Genomic DNA, 18,052 nt, shown 5'->3' with positions numbered 1-18,052 from the left:
TAATACAGAAAACATGAGCTCCTACCTAGTACTGCCCAGCCCAGCCAAACTAAATCTATTTTTACATATCAATGGTCGACGTGAAGATGGCTATCACCTATTACAAAGTATCTTCCAGTTTATTGATCGTTGTGATGAACTCAAATTCCAACTGAGAAGCGACAGCGAAATTGAAGTCGGCCCGGACATCCCCGGCGTCGCCAAAACTGACAACTTGATATATCGCGCAGCGCGACTACTTCAACAACATAGTCATTGCCAGCTTGGTGCAGATATTGAGTTACATAAAATCTTACCCATGGGCGGAGGGCTCGGTGGCGGCAGTTCCAACGCGGCAACCGCTTTACTTGGCTTAAATCACTTGTGGCAATTAAATCTCAGCATAGAGACTCTAGCTGAACTAGGCTTACAACTGGGCGCTGATGTCCCTGTGTTTGTGCGCGGTTTTGCTGCATGGGCAGAGGGTGTTGGCGAAATCCTTAAACCCATGATGGATCTTGAAGAAACCTGGTTTGTGGTGGTGGTTCCCCAATGTCATGTTAATACCGGTGAAATTTTTTCACATAAAGAATTGACAAGGAATACCCCAATATGGAAAATGAGCGCCGCTCTGAGGGGCGAGGGTCGGAATGACTGCGAAGCAGTGGTTACCAAACTTTATAAAGAAGTTGATAACTCATTGAATTTGCTAAAAAAATTCGGCTCTGCTAGAATGACCGGCACTGGCGCTTGCTGCTATCTAGAATGCAATTCTAAAGCTCAGGCACAATCAGTTCGGGCCCAGCTACCGGCTGATATAGAGGCTTTCATAGCAAAAGGTGTAAATCATTCACCATTGCATCAAGCTCTCCAGAAGGCTTTGAACAGTCAGGTCAAAAATTAGGGGTATAGCCAAGCGGTAAGGCAACGGGTTTTGATCCCGTCATGCGCAGGTTCGAATCCTGCTACCCCTGCCATCTTCTTATTCCATCATTGATACATATTTAGCACAAGGGGTATCCGACGTGTCTAAGCTAATGGTTTTTACCGGCAATGCTAACCCTGAGTTGGCGCGTTTGATTGTTGAACGCCTGGATTTACCTCTAGGGGACGCTGTAGTTGGTCAATTCAGTGATGGAGAGATCACCGTCGAAATTAACGAAAACGTACGCGGTAAAGACGTTTTTATTATCCAGCCGACGTGTGTACCTACCAATGACAACATCATGGAAGTACTTTTGATGGCTGACGCCTTGCGTCGCTCAAGTGCTGGCCGTGTCACCGCTGTTATCCCTTATTATGGCTATGCCCGCCAAGATCGTCGTGTTCGCAGTGCCCGTGTTCCTATTAGTGCCAAAGTGGTTGCGGACATGATGCAAGCGGCTGGTGTGGACCGCGTATTAACAGTTGATCTTCACGCGGACCAAATTCAAGGCTTCTTCAATATTCCAATGGATAACATCTATGGTTCACCTATCCTCCTTGATGACATTGAAAAGCAAAACTATGACAACCTAATGGTTGTCTCCCCTGACGTGGGCGGTGTAGTACGTGCTCGCGCCATTGCCAAACAGCTAGATGAAGCGGATTTAGCGATTATCGATAAACGTCGTCCTCAGGCCAATGAAGCGCAAGTTATGCACATTATTGGTGATGTAACGGATCGTACCTGTGTATTGGTCGACGATATGGTGGATACAGCTGGCACTTTATGTAAAGCAGCAGACGCACTTAAGCAATTCGGTGCGAAAAAAGTTGTCGCTTACTGTACACATCCTGTACTATCCGGCGCTGCAATTGAGAACATCCGTGGCTCTCAACTGGATGAATTAGTGGTAACCGATACGATTCCACTAACTAAAGATGCCAAAGCGTGTAAGCAAATTCGTCAGCTTACATTGTCAGGCCTATTAGCCGAGTCGATTCGACGGGTTAATAACGAAGAATCTATCAGTGCGATGTTCCGCTAAGCCCCAGGCTAAGCAAACAACGTTCTGAAGACCTTGCTGGTACAAAAAAAGCACCAGCAAACAAAGGCTCTAACCTTGGTCGCGGGGTTAGGGCTGATTTCATTTATAGAGGTAACAAAAAATGGCAAATTACGAACTAAACGCTGAAGTTCGCGAAGTAAAGGGTACGGGTGCGAGCCGCCGCCTACGTCGCGAAGAAGGCAAGACTCCTGCAATCGTTTACGGTGGTGACAAAGAGCCACAACAAGTAACATTGCAACTGAAAGAACTTAAGAAAGCGTTCGAAGACGAAACGTTCTTCAGCCACATCATCAAACTAAACGTTGGTGGTACTGCTGAGACTGTTATCGTTAAAGACGTTCAACGTCACCCATACCAAAACCTTGTAATGCACGTTGACTTCCTACGTGTAAGCAAGAGCACTGTTATCAAGCAGCACATCCCTCTACACTTCCTAAACGAAGACACTTGTAAAGGCGTGAAGCTACAAGGTGGTAAGATCACTCACAACATGACTGACATCGAAGTGATCTGTGAAGCAGGTAAACTTCCTGAGTTCATCGAAGTTGATCTAGCTGACGTTGAAGTGGGTACGGTTCTTCACCTATCTGACCTTAAACTACCTGCAGGCGTTGAAGCTCTTGAGCTAACTCACGGTGCTGACCACGATGCAGCTGTATTGACTGTAGATGTACCTAAGGGTTCTGCTTCTGCAGACGAAGAAGAAGGTGGCGAAGAAGCTGCTGCTGAAGAGTAATTAATAAAGGTCAGTATTGTGCAGGACAGTATTCGTCTCATTGTGGGCTTAGGCAATCCCGGCTCAGAATATGAAAACACCCGACACAATGCTGGCGCTTGGTTACTCAATGAAGTTGCACGTCGCTATGGCGTGCAACTAAAACCTGAAAAAAAATTCCACGGTCTCTGTGGTAAAGCCCAAATAAAAGGGCAAGATGTCTTTCTGTTATTTCCCACCACATTCATGAATCGCAGCGGTCAGGCGGTACAGGCACTAGCCAACTTCTACAAAATTCCTGTTAATCAAATATTAGTGGTCCATGACGAATTGGATTTGCCGTCTGGTATTGCTCGCTTTAAGCAAGGCGGTGGACACGGCGGACAAAACGGTCTTAAAGACATTATTAGTAAAATGGCCAACGATAAAAACTTCTATCGCCTACGCATTGGTATCGGTCATCCAGGCGATAAGACAAAGGTAACGGGTCATGTGCTGGGCAAACCCAATAAAGATGAACAAAACAAAATCGAAGCAGCTATTGATGCTGCTGCGGATGAAATTGATAGTGCGGTAAGCGGTGATTGGTCAGGTGCCATGAACCGACTGCATACGTTTAAAGCATAACGTACGACGACAAATTTAAAGAGACTTCCTGATTAGGAAGCAATCATTCCAAGAGGTCATTAACATGGGTTTTAAATGCGGCATTGTTGGTTTACCAAACGTTGGTAAGTCCACTTTATTTAACGCGTTAACAAAATCAGGCATTGGCGCTGAGAACTTCCCTTTCTGCACCATTGAGCCCAACAGCGGCATTGTTCCTATGCCGGACCCACGTCTTGATAAACTTGCTGCAATCGTAAGCCCAGAGAAAGTCATTCCAACAACAATGGAATTCGTTGACATCGCTGGTCTAGTAAAAGGCGCTTCGAAGGGTGAGGGCTTAGGTAACCAATTCCTTGCTAACATTCGTGAAACCGATGCCATTGCTCACGTTGTTCGTTGTTTTGAAGACCCCAACGTGATTCACGTGGAAAATAAAGTCAATCCAGCCGATGACATCGATGTCATCAATTTGGAACTGATCCTTGCAGATCTAGAAAGTGCCGACAAACAACTACAACGCGTCAGCCGCACCGCAAAAAGTGGCAACAAAGACGCTGTTGCGGATAAAGCACTACTAGAAAAAATGGTTGCTCATCTAGAGAATGATCAACCCATTCGCACAATGGATCTGAACGACGACGAACAAAAGCGCATTCGTATGTTCCATATGATTACTATCAAACCGACCATGTATATTGCGAATGTGGCGGAAGATGGTTTTGAAAATAACCCACACCTAGATACAGTGCGTGACATTGCGAACAAAGAAAATGCCGTCGTTGTGCCTGTTTGCAATAAAATCGAACAAGAAATTTCTGAGCTTGATGACCCTGAAGATGTTGCCATGTTCCTAGAGGAAATGGGACAAAGCGAACCAGGTTTGAACCGAGTTATTCGCGCAGGTTATGAATTGCTAGGTTTGCAGACCTACTTTACCGCAGGCGTCAAAGAAGTACGTGCTTGGACCGTAAAAAAAGGTGCTACCGCACCGCAAGCGGCTGGTGTTATCCACACTGACTTTGAGCGCGGTTTCATTCGCGCCGAAACCATGTCTTACGATGACTTTATCGAGCACAATGGTGAGTCAGGTTGTAAAGCAGCGGGTAAATTACGTGTTGAAGGTAAAGACTACATTGTGAAAGACGGCGATGTGATGCATTTCTTGTTTAATGTTTGATCACTAGATTTTTTCTCGCCATAATAGAAAGCGCTTTTGTTGTTACTTGAAAGTTAAGTAACGCACTGGCGCTTTTTTATGAACGCCATTTAATTGCACATGCCTGCACCACTCCTGATCATAATACATCACGATGACGAATCAAGACTGTGCAAAAACGCACTTTGTTAGCTCCACTAAATAGCATCTACTCCTTATTTTGCACTGCTTATTCTTACTGCAAGTACACTCTAAAGCTCGCAAGCCCTTGAGTTATAGGGATTTTAAAAAAGTTTTAACGTTTTAAATTTTTCTTGGAACGCATGTTGCTCTAGCTCAGTTACACACTTGTGTTTAATAACTGCATTGGAGTGCACTATGTCATACGTTGTCCCCTCGGAATTTGCGACCAAGATGGTCGATGCCGGTGAATCCAAACTCTTTATGTCTACGCGCGATACATTAATTCGTGCTTTCATGGCGGGTGCAATTTTAGCCCTCGCTGCCGCATTTGCTGTAACCGTTGCAGTGCAATCCGGTTCGTTTTTGATCGGCGCTATTCTTTTCCCAATTGGTTTTTGTATGCTGTACCTAATGGGTTTTGATCTACTCACCGGTGTCTTCATGTTAACGCCCCTGGCCCTTCTCGATAAACGTCCGGGCGTTACCGTGCCGACCATATTGCGTAACTGGGGTTTGGTTTTCTGCGGCAACTTTGCCGGTGCGTTAACCGTTGCCTTTATGATCGCGTTCATTTTAACCATGGGTTTCAATACAGAGCCCGGTGCTGTTGGTGAAAAACTCTCTTCTGTTGGTGAAGCTCGTACTCTGGGTTATGCCGAGTATGGTACCGCTGGTTGGTTTGCCATTTTTATTCGCGGCATGCTTTGTAACTGGATGGTCTCTATGGGTGTTGTGGGTGCCATGATCTCTACCAATGTCAGCGGTAAAGTTTTGGCCATGTGGATGCCGATCATGCTGTTCTTCTTCATGGGTTTTGAGCACTCTGTCGTAAATATGTTCTTGTTCCCTTCTGCCATGATCATGGGTGGTGATTTCTCAATTATGGACTACCTAATCTGGAACGAAATCCCAACGGTTCTTGGTAACCTAGTAGGTGGTTTAGCATTTACAGGCCTTACGCTTTACGTAACCCATTACAAAACCGGTACAAAGCGTCCGCAACCAGAAATGAAAGCTGCGACTGCTCAATAATCCCCGCTTACTCGCTATGATTCATCAGTCATAGCGAGTATCCCAATGACAAACTATATAACCCATGACAGAGGTGTTTATGAAACGCGAACTCGTTACTGAAATGATCATTGAGAAAAAGCTGGCTAAGGGAACAAGCTGGGCAGCCATTGCGGAAAAGGTGGGTAAAAGCAAAGAATGGACAACGGCTGCATTACTTGGACAAATGGCTCTGACACAAGAAGAAGCCGGCATTGTCACCGATTTTCTGGGTCTCTCTGAAGAAGCTAACCTTGCTTTACAGCAAGTTCCCTACAAGGGTTCGTTACCAACAGCTGTTCCAACAGATCCACTCATATATCGCTTTTACGAACTGATTAATGTTTATGGAACGACGTTTAAAGAATTAATTCATGAAGAATTTGGCGACGGTATCATGAGTGCCATCGACTTCAACATGGATATGCAGCGTGAAGAAAACCCAAATGGGGATCGAGTCAAAATCGTAATGAGTGGTAAATTCTTACCTTACAAGCGTTATTAATGACAATGGATATAAAAGCTGAGTTCGCTCAGCTGTCAGAAAAAGGAGAGCATGCAATTAACCAAGATGCGATTGGTTATTGCTCTCCCGTTGGCTTTTTAGAAAAGAACAAGGGACACATTGCCATTGTCGCCGATGGTATATCCACCAGTCCTTACAGTCATATTGCAAGCCAAGTCTTAATACGATCCTTATTAGAGGACTATTATTCAACGCCAGATATCTGGACTGTTAAAAATAGTATTTTTCGCGTTTTAAGCGCAACCAATCAATGGCTTTATAGCCAATCACGATTACAAAGTAATGAAAATCGCGGCTATATTGCATCGTTTGCCTGTGCGATTGCAAAAGGGCATTTCTTGCATGTATTCCATGCAGGCGACTGTCGTGTTTATCGTTTACGCGATGACGATATAAGCTGTTTAACAGAGGACCATCGTTATTGGCCCAACCCAGATACGCATTTATTAAGCCGTGCCATGGGCCTACATAAACATCTGGAATTAGATTACCGCTGTATCGAATTAAAGGAAAACGATATCTATCTATTGAGCACGGATGGTATTCACGACTCAATCCCAACAGATACAATTCGATCCTGTTTAACAGACCATCACCACTCCTTAAAACAACAAGCGAATGCGTTGTTGAAATCTGCATGCATTCCAAAAAATCACGATGATAAAAGTCTCGTCGTTTTCAAAATAGAAACCATCAATATCAGTCATAATCAACAACAAGCCTTACCAATACCTCCGCTGTTAGAGCAACATAAGCAATTTGATGGTCATCGCATTTTAAAAAAGCTTTATTCCAGCGACCGTAGTCATCTCTACCTAGTGGAAAGTAATTTGCAAGATGCACCCTATGTTTTAAAAGCGCCTGCACAAAGTCAGTCTGATGAAGCAGACTTTTTAGATGAATTTATGCACGAAGAGTGGGTCGCTAAACGACTCAATCATAAAAACATCGTCCAGTGTCTGCATTATCCGAAAAAGCAATATCATTACATTTTATCGCCATATATTGATGGACAAACACTCAAGCAATACATGGATGATTTTGGACCACTGGCGCTGTATGAGACGCGGCAGATCACATTACAACTAGCCAGCGCCTTGCAAAGTATTCATCGCAAAGAAATGGTTCATAGAGATGTGCGTCCGAGTAATATTATGCTAGACCGAAGCAAACACTTAACACTGATTGATTTAGCTAGTTGTCAGGTAACCAGTCTGCAGGAAAATGCCTATCCGGATACCAGTATCAAAGGTACCTTGGCTTATACGGCACCTGAAATATTTTTATATGAACGAGCGACACCTGCATCTGACATCTTTTCTTTAGGTGTCATCATATACGAAATGCTCACCGGAAAATTGCCCTACGGCCATCGAGTCAACCAAATTAGCCGTGCTCGAGATCTTAACAAGCTGAGTTATACCAGTGTCAAGATCCATGATCCAAGGTTACCCAAATGGTTAGATCGCATTTTGCGCAAAGCGCTGCATCCCAAAGTTCAGCACCGTTATCAAGAGGTATCAGAATTAGTATACGATCTACAACATAGTCGAGCAGAAACTGAAGACCCAATATCGTTGGCCGACGCTCATCCGGTAAGGTTTTGGCAAGGATTAAGTGCCCTGCTCGCGGCAGGGCTTTTATGGACTCTCTATTTATTACAGCAGTTATAGCTACGCACTGACGGAAACATTGGAAAAACGCACCGGCGCCATTAGGCTATCCTGAGAACTGCTCCAAATCGTAGTATCGCTGATTGCAATAATCTGTTTAAGCAAATCATAAAAATTACCCGCCACCGTAATACCGCGGACTGCATGCAAACGTTCACCATCGCGACATAGATATCCGCTTGCACCAAAGCTAAATGTTCCGGCTATTGGGTTTGCCCCAGAGTGCAACCCCTCTAAATCCATGATTTCAAGATACTCACCCTGCAATAACTCATCACGGTTAGCGGCACCAGGTTTGATATGCCATTGATGAATTCCTACACCAGCGTTACTTGTTGGACTACGTTGTGCATGCCCTGTACTTTGCGCGTTAAAGTAATGAGCCGTCGCTTGGTTGTGGATAAAACCTTGCAACACGCCATGCTCAATTAACGACATGGCTTTAGTCACAACACCCTCATCATCAAATAATTGGTAACCCATACCATCTAGATGTGGATCATCCATAATATTTAACTCAGCACTGGCGACTTGCTTGCCAACGTCATCAAGCCAAGGATTAGTGCCATCTTTAGCGGCTTTTGCAGAGAACACCATGCTAAACACTTTAAATAAATTAGCCTGCTCGTCTGGACGAAAAATTACATCATAGTGCCCACCTTTAATGGGCTTGCTAGCGAGTAAAGACTGCGCCCCTGTGCATGCAACGCTGACTATTTTATCAAGCTGTAAATCTTGGTAGCGTCGACCAACCGTTACGGCCATATTCATGGCATTGTCGTCGCCCTTGGTCGCGATAGGTGCTACATAAGCACTAAACTGTTGTTGTTCCTGACTAAGCGCCAAGCCTTCAGTATTGAAAATACTTCGCTCAAACCATGATTGATTAATGCCATTATAAGGTACGCGACGAATATCTTTTTGCTGTAATGTTTTCGCCTCTAACTGCAACAGGTCATTGATTTTCTGTTCGGTAGAGCTTGTATCCTTTGGACATAAATCAATGATAGGCTTTGGTTGGGTGGACGGCTGGCTCAGCGCTTGAGGCTCATCTTTTGCAAACATCGCATTATCTTGTGCTTGTTTTACCATACGATCCAATGCTGCTTCATCCGAGGCTTCGGTATAAGCAATGCCAACTTTATCTCCAACAAAAACACGCAGACCAATTTTTTTAGAGGCACTCACTTTCTGTTCGCTGATTTCTCCTTGATTAGCTTTAAGCGACAGAGACTTCCCTTGATCGATAATTAAATCAGCGCGTACTTTATTTTTTGGTAACGACTGCAAAACGTAATCAGCTATTTGTTTCACGTTCATCATTATGCGTTGCCTCCAACTAAAATATTATCGACCTTGAGACTAGGCTGCCCTACTGTAGTCGGAATCGCACCGCTTACAGAGCCACACATACCGCATGCCAAACTAAAATCGCGCCCAACCATACTGATATCTTTAAGTACCTGGGGACCTGTACCAATTAATGTAGCGGCTTTTACCGGGTATTGAATCTTACCGTTCTCAACGTAATAACCTTCTAACACAGAAAAGTTAAATTCACCTGTCCCCGGCTTAACGGAACCACCGCCCATGTGAGATGCATAAATGCCGCGGTCAATACTGGCGAGCATATCGTCAAGAGAACTGTCGCCCGCTTCAATAAAAGTATTACGCATACGAGAAGCTGGTGCGAACTTGTAGTTCTGCCTGCGTCCCGATCCCGTTCGAGGTAACCCTGTTTGTTCTGCCCCCACGCGGTCGGCCAAAAAATTAACCAGCTTGCCATCTTTAATGAGCTGAGTTTTTTGCGTAGGCATACCTTCATCATCGATATTGATAGAACCCCATTCATTACTTAATGTGCCATCATCCACTGCACTCACTACCGAGCTAGCAATCATCTCTCCCATTTTGTCGTGGAAAACAGAAGCTTGCTTGGCTACGGATGTGGTCTCTAATAAATGTCCGCAAGCTTCGTGAAAAATGACACCTCCAAAGCCTGGGCCCATTACGACAGGCATATGGCCGGAAGGACACGGTTTTGCCGATAAATTCACGAGTGCCTGTCGTGCTGCTTCTTCTCCAAAGTGTTGAGCGTCAATTCTGTTTTGCAGCTCCCAGCCAATCAATCCACCATCATTAAAACTACCTGTAGCCTGTAAGCTACCATCTTTCGCAATGGCAGTGACCGATGTTCTTGTGTAATGTCTTTCGTCCTCTACATGCAAACCTTCGCTGTTGAATATTTCCACATGTTGCTGGCGCTGCATCACGCTGCCACGTACTTTAATAATTTTTTCACTCACAGCTTTAGCTTTTTGTTCAGCGGCTAATAAAAATTCCAACTTGCTATTAAAGTCACTGTCTACAGTAAGAATACGGCTCACTGGATGTCGATTGTGAACATCCATTATTTTTAACGATGACGGATTAGCGCTATGGCTACCTTGCTGACCACTGGCTAAATCATTGACAATATCCAATAGGATATTTAATTCGGGCTGATTGCTATAGCCATACAGCACTTTTTGACCGAATACCAAGCGCACCCCAACACCAAATTCCTCGCCACTATCGACGCTATCCACTTGGCTCGCTAATGTTGAAATATTTGCAGTTAAATGCCGCTCTACAAATAGCTCGGCGAAATCAGCACCTTTATGGCAAGCAGCATCAATTACTTGCTTGGCAACGGATGAATCCAGCATAGCTCTCTCCCAATAATAAAATCTATTCACACTAGTAATAGTTCACAATGAAGGGGATTCACTTCATTAATTTAGTTAAGCTACTTACTATGAGTGCTACTTTATCGAATAAGGAGCCATTAATGAAACAAGTTATCTGCAAAGAATTTGCTCCCATTGATTCACTAACCATTGCCGATGTGGATTCCCCTGAGCCAAAAAAGAATCAAGTGCGCATTAAAGCTGAAGCCATGGGTGTGAATTTCCCAGACGGTTTGCTCGTGCAAGGGTTGTATCAGATGAAGCCTCCCACGCCTTTTGTTCCTGGTATTGAGGTAGCGGGCACCATTGATGCGGTTGGCGAAGGCGTTGATGAACTCAACATAGGTGATTCGGTAGCTGTGCTCATGCCAATTGGTGGCTATAGCGAAGAAGTGGTTGTACACAAGGCAATGGTGCAACCATTACCAAACGGCGTCAGCCCAGCTCATGCTACCGCACTTATGTGTGCCTATGGCACCAGCCACCATGCTTTAAAACAACGCGCTAACTTACAAGCTGGTGAAACCCTTCTAGTTTTGGGAGCCGGAGGCAGCACAGGCATCGCCGCCGTAGAGATTGGTAAAGCCATGGGTGCCCATGTCATCGCCGTCGCAAGTAGCGATGACAAACTAGAGCTAGCCAAGCAACACGGTGCCGATGAATTGGTTAAAAACGATGACCACCTGGCGGACAATTTAAAAGCCTTAGTGAAAAACAAGGGTATTGATGTGATTTTTGATCCGATCGGCGGGGACGCCTTTGATACCTGCATTCGCCGCATGGCATGGAATGGGCGCTATCTGGTTATCGGCTTTGCATCAGGTCGCATTCCAGAATTATCCGTCAATCTGGCTTTGGTGAAAGGATTTAGTTTGATGGGCGTGTTCTGGGGTACTTTTGTACAGAAGCAACCTCAAGATTACATGACCAACCAGCAAGAGCTTTTCCAGTGGTACAAAGAGGGTAAGGTATCGCCTCATATTCACGCTAGTTATCCGCTTGAACAAGTGAAAGACGCTTTAAACGCAGTACTAAGTGGCAAAGTCTTGGGTAAAGTCGTTCTCACGCCGTAATAGGTAATCAATCGCTGCCCACGCATGTGATAGATCTTCTGCTAGTCTTTATTGAGGCCCGTAAGAAGTGTATCTATGACATCCTTGAGACCTTGGCAGTATGACCTCATGGAACAGTCCCCTCAGCCCTGCGCAGTCAGAGGCGAAGGGGACGACATCGTTTATATTAATCCTGCGTTTACTCTCGTTTTTGGTTACACCCTTGATGAAGTGCGGAATATCAATACTTGGTATCGCTGCGCCTACCCTGACGAGTCTTATCGGCGATCCGTTTTGCAAGATTGGGAACAGCAACTTAGACAGTTAGAGCAAACCAATAGTCACCCAGTCCACTTAGAAGTCACCATTCAGTGCAAAAACGGCGAAAAGAAGCGTGTTGAACTCTATCCATTTAAATTGAATGATGGACAGCATTGTCAATACGGTATCAATTTCATAGATGTCACTCGCGCTCGCAAAGCAGAAGATGCCGTAAAGAAAAGCGAAGAGCGTCATCGACTGGCAATGAAAAGTAGTGGTACTAGGATTTGGGACTGGGATGTTAAGCAACAAAAATTCTACTTCTCACCCGACTTGGTAGAAGAGCTAGGTTACGACGGGCAACGTCTCGAATACAATGTGGATGACTTTTATAACATTGTTCACCCAGATGACCTCAAAGCAATAGAAAAGGCGATCCGCCAGCATTTTAAATACAATACTCCTTATCACTTAAATTATCGTCTCAGACATAAAGACGGCCACTATTTTCTATATGAAAATATTGGACAAGCCATTCGCAATCAAGACAACCTCGTGCAACGCTTTATCGGCAGCAGTAAGAACTTAAGTACTCAGAAAGCGCTCAATGAACAGGCACAATTTGGTCGCCTTGTTTTTGATAATAGCGGCGAAGGAATATTAATAGCGGATGCACATCGAGTCATTAAGGCAGTGAATTCTGCCTATTGCTACATTAGCGGCTACGAACAACATGAAGTCATCGGGTTAGAATCGGATTTCCTGTTAAAAGAAAATCCATTAGATGAAAAACAACGTGACATATTTAAATCGATTCAGCGCAATGGGTACTGGCGAGGTGAAACTTGGTACAAGCATAAAGAAGGCCATGCAATCGCTATAGAGATGATGATAAATACGCAAAAAAATAGCAACAATGAAATTGAAAATTATATAGTGCTTTTTAGTGATATCACAGATAAAAAACAAACCCAAGAACTTATATGGCAACAAGCACATTATGATAATTTAACTCAATTATTAAATCGCCATAGTTTCACACAGTACACTCAGAATCTAATTCAGAAAGCACTTCCATTTGCTTTATTGTTTATTGACTTAGATAACTTTAAACAAGTCAATGACACACAAGGTCACAATGTCGGTGATGCACTTTTAATTGAGGCAGCAAAACGCATTAAGCAGTGTGTTCGGGAATCCGATATTGTTGCGCGATTTGGTGGTGATGAATTTACGGTACTGCTACTAGGCATTAAAAATGTCCTCAGCACAAAGCGCATATGCAGTGACATTACGAAACGTTTAAGCGAGCCCTTTACTCTAGATAAGGAAAAAGCCTATGTAAGCGCCAGCATAGGTATTGCTCAATTCCCTTGGGACAGCGACAACCTAGAGGACTTGTACAAGTATGCGGACCAAGCAATGTATGAAGCAAAACATCTTGGGCGGAATCGGTTCAGTTTCTTCACCCATGAGTTACAACAGAAAGCCAGCGAGCGCCAACGCATCAGTTTGGACTTAAGACAGGCATTAGAGCGCAATGAGTTTCAAGTATACTATCAACCGATTGTCGACTTGAAGAGTCATCAGGTCCATAAAGCTGAAGCACTCATTCGTTGGCATCATCCCAGAGACGGCATTATTAGTCCTGCAGATTTTATCCCGATAGCTGAAGAAAGCGGTCTGATTATTGAAATAGGTAACTGGATATTTAAGCAGGCGGCAATGCAAACCAAGTTGTGGCGTAAAACCCTATACCCGGATTTTCAAATCAGTATCAACAAAAGTCCAGTACAGTTCTATGGCAATCAAGAAGACATTCATCAAAGCTGGAGTCAATTCCTTCAAATCATCAATCTACCAGGCGATGGTATATCCGTCGAAATCACAGAAGGATTGCTGTTAGATAGTATCCCCATTGTAAAAGAGAAGTTATCCGACTTTAGTCAATCAGGAATCCAAGTCAGTCTCGACGACTTCGGAACAGGTTATAGTGCACTCAGTTATTTGAAGAAATTCAATATTGACTATATTAAGATCGATATGAGTTTTGTACGTAATATTGTCAACGACAAATACGATCTCATTTTATGCGAAACCATTATAGCATGGCACATAAACTCGGTATGAAGGTTATCGCAGAGGGCATCGAGACAGAACAACAAAAGCAATTACTCATTAATTCAGGCTGCGATTTTGGTCAAGGTTATTTATTTTCAAAACCTGTTTCAGCTGAAGAATTTGAAAAACTCCTCAGCTGATTTACTTGTTACAGACCTGGACCATAGTAAGTTTGATCAACGATATCCCAGTCGTATGTCGTCTGATAACCAGTATCAGTTTTGACCGAGATTTTATAAACTTCAATTTCACCAGACTCTCGCTCCACACCTTGTATCTTTACTTGACGCTCTTCATACTTACGCATGTCTTGAAGGCTCATTCCTACGATCGGCGTGTCTGCAACCAAATAACGTCCTTTATCAAATACGACCTTCCCTTCCACTGCCGTCATTGCAACACTGGACAAAGAAAAGACAGTCAAAAGAATTGTTATTATATATTTCATTGTGATCACCTTATTTATTAATGTGTGCCTTTTTATTTAAGACAAATAAGATGACAGTGGAGTGACACTTGTATGACAGAAATATTTTGTTAACGGCCTTGTCATATGACAAAACCGTTTTTTAAAGAGTAGCCAGTACTACTCAACAAACGCACGCTCGATCACGTATTCGGCAAGATTGCCATGCCTCGTTTCAGCAAAACCTTGTTTGTCGAGGATTGATGTTAAATCTTTGAGCATGCTCGGACTCCCACACAACATGAAGCGATCATCTTGCTTATTTGGCAGTGGTAGACCTAAGTCATCGTAAAGCTTTCCACTTTCCATCGCATCTGTTAATCGTCCAGTGAAATCAGCCTCTTCACGCGTCACTGTTGGATAATAAAGCAACTTCTCTTGAACCAATTCACCGAGATATTCATGATTAGGTAAATGGTTTTCAATATAGTCTTTGTATGCAAGATCCGACTGATAACGAACCCCATGGGTCAGAATCACTTTGTCATACTTCTCATACGTATACGGATCTCGAATAACGCTCATAAACGGCGCCAAGCCAGTACCCGTACTCAGTAAGTAAAGGTGTTTCCCCGGCAGCAGATCATCTACCAGCAAGGTTCCCGTGGGCTTTTTACTAATCAGAATTTCATCACCTGGCTGAATCTTCTGCAAGCGACTAGTCAGCGGGCCATTGGGAACTTTGATAGAGAAGAACTCTAGCTCATCTTCATAGTTGGCACTTGCAATGCTGTAGGCGCGCATCAAGGGCTTATCTTCTACTTGCAAGCCAATCATAATAAAATGACCGTTTTTGAAACGTAAACCAGCATCCCGAGTGACTTTAAAACTGAATAAATCTTGGTTCCAATGATGTACACTTGTCACGGTCTCTGTGTTAAAACCTTTCATGGTCACCTCCAATATTGAATATGCTTCCAGCTTAGCTCCTTACCCCTATATTAGAAAAACAGATAATTTTTCTATAAATAATCGATTTTACAAATAAACATTATCCGCTATTATGTAAAGATTACCCGTTCAGAGTTACGCTTATGGAATTCATCTGGATTGTCATCGCATTTGCCTGCGGCTTCATCGCCAAACAAGTAAACATGCCACCGCTTGTTGGTTACTTACTAGCTGGATTCGGATTGCATGCTTATGGTGTCGAACCTCATGACAACCTAGAAACGTTAGCGAATCTTGGCATCACCCTGATGCTGTTCACCATTGGTCTCAAAATCAATATTCGTAGCCTTTTAAAACCAACGGTTTGGGCAGGCAGCGTTATTCACATGTCTTCTTGGGTCGTCGTCGGCAGCCTTTTACTAAAGGGTTTCGCCATGTTCGGCGTGACCATGTTAGAAGGTCTTAGTGGCGAAAGCTTATTGCTGATTGCCTTTGCCTTAAGCTTCTCCAGCACGGTATGTGTGGTCAAGCTACTGGAAGACAAAACCGAAATGAAGGCCAACCACGGCAAGTTAGCGGTGGGCATTTTGATAATGCAGGATATCGTCGCCGTGGGCTTCTTGGTTTTGGCGACGGGCAAAATTCCGGACGTCTATGCCCTTGCATTATTGCTGCTATGGCCCGCACGGAAACCTCTTGGCTTACTCTTAACAAAAGCAGGTCACGGGGAATTACTGCCATTGGTCGGGTTACTACTCGCGTTTGGCGGCTACGAATTATTTAATGCGGTAAACCTAAAGGGCGACTTGGGTGCATTGATCGCTGGTCTTATGCTTAGCCAGCACACCAAAGCGAACGAGCTCGCTAAAAGTCTACTCAACTTTAAAGACATATTCTTAATCGGATTCTTTCTAAACATTGGCTTTGCCGCATTACCCACTGTCGATATGTTGATGCCATTACTCGTGATTAGTTTTATTCTGATCATCAAAGGTGTGTTGCTATTCCATATCCTAGCTCTGTTGAAAGCCCCTGGCCGCAGCATGTTTTTGGGCTCTATGATCTTAACCAACTACAGTGAATTTGGTTTGATCGTCATGTACTTGTGCGTTGAAAATAGTTGGATCAGCAATGAGTGGCTCGTCATCGTTGCCATGGCCGTGAGCATTAGCTTTGTATTTACCAGTATTTTCTACGAATACGCTCACCGCGCCTATGCCTTCATGCGCATTTATGTGAAACGCTTTGAACGTCAAAGACCGAAACCGCTCTATCATGAACAATTAAAACAAGCCGAAGTATTAGTCATAGGAATGGGACGTGTTGGACGCAGCTCTTATGACGTTTTACACCACTACCTAGGTGACAAAGTTTGGGGCGTTGAGTCTGATGCAGACAAAGCACGTCGTCATCAAGATGCTGGACGACATGTCATCATTGGCGATGCAGAAGACGCCGACTTTTGGGAAACACGAGAACTATGGCATATCAAACTCATCATGCTTGCAATGCCATCCATTACCGACATGAAAGATATCACTCAGCAACTAAAACTTTGCAACTTTACTGGTCAAGTGGCTGCCATCGCGCGCTATGAAGACGAGCGTCGTGCACTAGTTGATTATGGTGTTGATAACGTATTTAACCATTATGCAGAAGTTGGCGCAGGCTTCGCCGAAGAATGTCTCACACTCATTGCTCCCGAGTCTAAATCTCAGCAAGAGGTATCGCCATGAGATTCAGCTTACGCCAACTAGAAGTGTTTTTAGCCACGGCTCACTATCAAAATATTTCCAAGGCAGCAGACAGTCTTGCCATGAGCCAAAGCGCGGCTAGCAGTGCGCTCAAGGAATTAGAGCAACAGTTTGACGTATTGCTTTTTGACCGTGTTGGTAAGCGCCTACAGTTAAACGAGCAAGGGCGTTTAATTCGCTCAAGGGCAGAAGCCTTGCTAGAACAAGCGAAAGAAGTTGAAAGCGCATTGATGCAGCACCAAGAAGCCGGTGTAGTAAAAGTTGGGGCTACGCTGACCATCGGCAACTATCTTGCGGTCAACATTTTAGGGGATTTGTTACAAGTTCACGCGGATGCACAAGTAGAACTATCCGTCGCTAATACCCAAAGCATTGTGCAGCAAGTACTTAACTATGATATCGATTTAGGGATGATTGAAGGTGAGATTCAACACAGCGAGCTGGATATCATTCCATGGCGCGAAGACGACCTTTGCGTTTTTTGTGCACCTCACCACCCTTTGGCAAAAAAGACACTACTTAGTGACGAAGACATAAAGAATAGTCATTGGATTTTGCGAGAAAGCGGATCAGGAACACGACAAGCTTTTGATCGAGCGATGCATGGTATCTTGCCAGAACTCAATATTATGTTGGAGCTGCAGCATACCGAAGCGATTAAACGAGCGGTGGGCAAAAATTTAGGGGTCGGCTGCTTGTCACGCATCGCATTAGAAGATGCGTTTAAACGTGGTGATTTAGTTGAATTGCCAGTACCGCAAAGAGACTTCATTAGAACCTTATATTTCATCCTGCACAAGAAAAAGCATCGAAGTGCGGGTATTGAGCGCTGGTTAGCGTTTTGTCAGCGGGCTTCTTGATTCCTAATCGCTTTGATGACACATCAACGAATTCTA

The 18,052-nt window shown here is 44.0% G+C and carries 15 protein-coding genes, 1 tRNA gene and 1 pseudogene; 13 read left to right on the top strand and 4 right to left on the bottom strand.

Annotation, left to right across the window (positions count from 1 at the left end):
- Positions 1-13: 13 nt before the first annotated feature.
- The 9 genes from ispE (at position 14) to HF888_RS02480 (ending at position 7,882) form a co-directional block, all read left to right on the top strand.
- Complete coding sequence (ispE, locus tag HF888_RS02520; RefSeq protein ID WP_007018740.1) at positions 14-883, top strand: 4-(cytidine 5'-diphospho)-2-C-methyl-D-erythritol kinase; 870 nt, start codon at positions 14-16, stop codon at positions 881-883.
- Positions 882-956 (top strand) — tRNA-Gln (locus tag HF888_RS02515). Before ispE ends, HF888_RS02515 begins: the two co-directional genes overlap by 2 nt.
- Positions 957-1,004: 48 nt before the next feature.
- Positions 1,005-1,949, top strand: coding sequence for a ribose-phosphate pyrophosphokinase (locus tag HF888_RS02510; protein WP_040298165.1), 945 nt, complete (start codon positions 1,005-1,007; stop codon positions 1,947-1,949).
- Positions 1,950-2,070: 121 nt separating this feature from the next.
- A complete protein-coding gene (locus HF888_RS02505) occupies positions 2,071-2,706 on the top strand; it encodes a 50S ribosomal protein L25/general stress protein Ctc (RefSeq protein ID WP_007018738.1) in 636 nt (211 codons plus the stop codon).
- A gap of 18 nt (positions 2,707-2,724) precedes the next feature.
- Positions 2,725-3,312, top strand: coding sequence for an aminoacyl-tRNA hydrolase (pth, locus tag HF888_RS02500; RefSeq protein ID WP_007018737.1), 588 nt, complete (start codon positions 2,725-2,727; stop codon positions 3,310-3,312).
- Positions 3,313-3,376: 64 nt separating this feature from the next.
- Positions 3,377-4,471, top strand: coding sequence for a redox-regulated ATPase YchF (gene ychF, locus HF888_RS02495; protein ID WP_007018736.1), 1,095 nt, complete (start codon positions 3,377-3,379; stop codon positions 4,469-4,471).
- A gap of 357 nt (positions 4,472-4,828) precedes the next feature.
- On the top strand, positions 4,829-5,665 hold the full coding sequence (locus tag HF888_RS02490) for a formate/nitrite transporter family protein (RefSeq protein ID WP_007018735.1): 837 nt from the start codon (positions 4,829-4,831) through the stop codon (positions 5,663-5,665).
- Between the two features lie 79 nt (positions 5,666-5,744).
- On the top strand, positions 5,745-6,188 hold the full coding sequence (cynS, locus tag HF888_RS02485; RefSeq protein ID WP_007018734.1) for a cyanase: 444 nt from the start codon (positions 5,745-5,747) through the stop codon (positions 6,186-6,188).
- On the top strand, positions 6,188-7,882 hold the full coding sequence (locus tag HF888_RS02480; RefSeq protein WP_007018733.1) for a bifunctional protein-serine/threonine kinase/phosphatase: 1,695 nt from the start codon (positions 6,188-6,190) through the stop codon (positions 7,880-7,882). Before cynS ends, HF888_RS02480 begins: the two co-directional genes overlap by 1 nt.
- On the opposite strand, the gene HF888_RS02475 is transcribed toward HF888_RS02480, so the two are convergent.
- Together HF888_RS02475 and HF888_RS02470 are read right to left on the bottom strand one after the other, a co-directional pair.
- Positions 7,883-9,205 carry a TldD/PmbA family protein gene (locus HF888_RS02475; protein WP_007018732.1) on the bottom strand — a complete coding sequence of 441 codons (1,323 nt, stop codon included), beginning with the start codon at positions 9,203-9,205 and terminating at the stop codon, positions 7,883-7,885.
- Positions 9,205-10,590 carry a TldD/PmbA family protein gene (locus tag HF888_RS02470; RefSeq protein WP_007018731.1) on the bottom strand — a complete coding sequence of 462 codons (1,386 nt, stop codon included), beginning with the start codon at positions 10,588-10,590 and terminating at the stop codon, positions 9,205-9,207. The genes HF888_RS02475 and HF888_RS02470 overlap by 1 nt, the downstream gene beginning before the upstream one ends.
- A 122-nt stretch (positions 10,591-10,712) precedes the next feature.
- Here HF888_RS02470 and HF888_RS02465 point away from each other — a divergent pair, with 122 nt between their 5' ends.
- A complete protein-coding gene (locus tag HF888_RS02465; RefSeq protein ID WP_007018730.1) occupies positions 10,713-11,684 on the top strand; it encodes an NADPH:quinone oxidoreductase family protein in 972 nt (323 codons plus the stop codon).
- A 75-nt stretch (positions 11,685-11,759) separates the two neighbouring features.
- A pseudogene (locus tag HF888_RS02460) lies at positions 11,760-14,185 on the top strand (bifunctional diguanylate cyclase/phosphodiesterase).
- Between the two features lie 8 nt (positions 14,186-14,193).
- Here the strand turns inward: HF888_RS02460 and HF888_RS02450 are convergent.
- Positions 14,194-14,439: a hypothetical protein gene (locus HF888_RS02450; protein WP_165837043.1), complete on the bottom strand. Its 246-nt coding sequence runs from the start codon at positions 14,437-14,439 to the stop codon at positions 14,194-14,196.
- A gap of 192 nt (positions 14,440-14,631) precedes the next feature.
- Positions 14,632-15,402 (bottom strand): ferredoxin--NADP reductase, encoded by a 771-nt coding sequence (locus HF888_RS02445; protein ID WP_007018726.1) that lies wholly within the window; start codon positions 15,400-15,402, stop codon positions 14,632-14,634.
- Positions 15,403-15,545: 143 nt separating this feature from the next.
- On the opposite strand from HF888_RS02445, the gene HF888_RS02440 reads away from it, so the two are divergent.
- Both HF888_RS02440 and HF888_RS02435 read left to right on the top strand, forming a co-directional pair.
- Positions 15,546-17,138, top strand: a complete 1,593-nt coding sequence (locus HF888_RS02440) for a cation:proton antiporter domain-containing protein (protein ID WP_007018725.1) — start codon at positions 15,546-15,548, stop codon at positions 17,136-17,138.
- Entirely contained in the window at positions 17,135-18,016 is an 882-nt protein-coding gene (locus HF888_RS02435) for a LysR family transcriptional regulator (protein WP_007018724.1), read from the top strand. Before HF888_RS02440 ends, HF888_RS02435 begins: the two co-directional genes overlap by 4 nt.
- The last annotated feature ends 36 nt before the right edge of the window (positions 18,017-18,052 follow it).

Origin of the sequence: Bermanella marisrubri (assembly GCF_012295615.1) — a bacterium.
In the GTDB taxonomy this organism is placed as follows: Bacteria; Pseudomonadota; Gammaproteobacteria; order Pseudomonadales; family Oceanobacteraceae; genus Bermanella; species Bermanella marisrubri.
This window is presented reverse-complemented; position numbering and strand designations above follow the sequence as displayed.

Bases quoted from the DNA above. Each gene is read 5' to 3' on its own strand.
- ychF (WP_007018736.1), top strand. From the start codon at position 3,377: ATGGGTTTTAAATGCGGCATTGTTGGTTTACCAAACGTTGGTAAGTCC.
- cynS (WP_007018734.1), top strand. From the start codon at position 5,745: ATGAAACGCGAACTCGTTACTGAAATGATCATTGAGAAAAAGCTGGCT.
- HF888_RS02435 (WP_007018724.1), top strand. From the start codon at position 17,135: ATGAGATTCAGCTTACGCCAACTAGAAGTGTTTTTAGCCACGGCTCAC.
- HF888_RS02440 (WP_007018725.1), top strand. From the start codon at position 15,546: ATGGAATTCATCTGGATTGTCATCGCATTTGCCTGCGGCTTCATCGCC.
- HF888_RS02475 (WP_007018732.1), bottom strand. From the start codon at position 9,205: ATGATGAACGTGAAACAAATAGCTGATTACGTTTTGCAGTCGTTACCA.
- HF888_RS02505 (WP_007018738.1), top strand. From the start codon at position 2,071: ATGGCAAATTACGAACTAAACGCTGAAGTTCGCGAAGTAAAGGGTACG.
- HF888_RS02450 (WP_165837043.1), bottom strand. From the start codon at position 14,439: ATGACGGCAGTGGAAGGGAAGGTCGTATTTGATAAAGGACGTTATTTG.
- HF888_RS02490 (WP_007018735.1), top strand. From the start codon at position 4,829: ATGTCATACGTTGTCCCCTCGGAATTTGCGACCAAGATGGTCGATGCC.
- HF888_RS02465 (WP_007018730.1), top strand. From the start codon at position 10,713: ATGAAACAAGTTATCTGCAAAGAATTTGCTCCCATTGATTCACTAACC.
- HF888_RS02470 (WP_007018731.1), bottom strand. From the start codon at position 10,590: ATGCTGGATTCATCCGTTGCCAAGCAAGTAATTGATGCTGCTTGCCAT.
- HF888_RS02445 (WP_007018726.1), bottom strand. From the start codon at position 15,402: ATGAAAGGTTTTAACACAGAGACCGTGACAAGTGTACATCATTGGAAC.
- ispE (WP_007018740.1), top strand. From the start codon at position 14: ATGAGCTCCTACCTAGTACTGCCCAGCCCAGCCAAACTAAATCTATTT.
- HF888_RS02480 (WP_007018733.1), top strand. From the start codon at position 6,188: ATGACAATGGATATAAAAGCTGAGTTCGCTCAGCTGTCAGAAAAAGGA.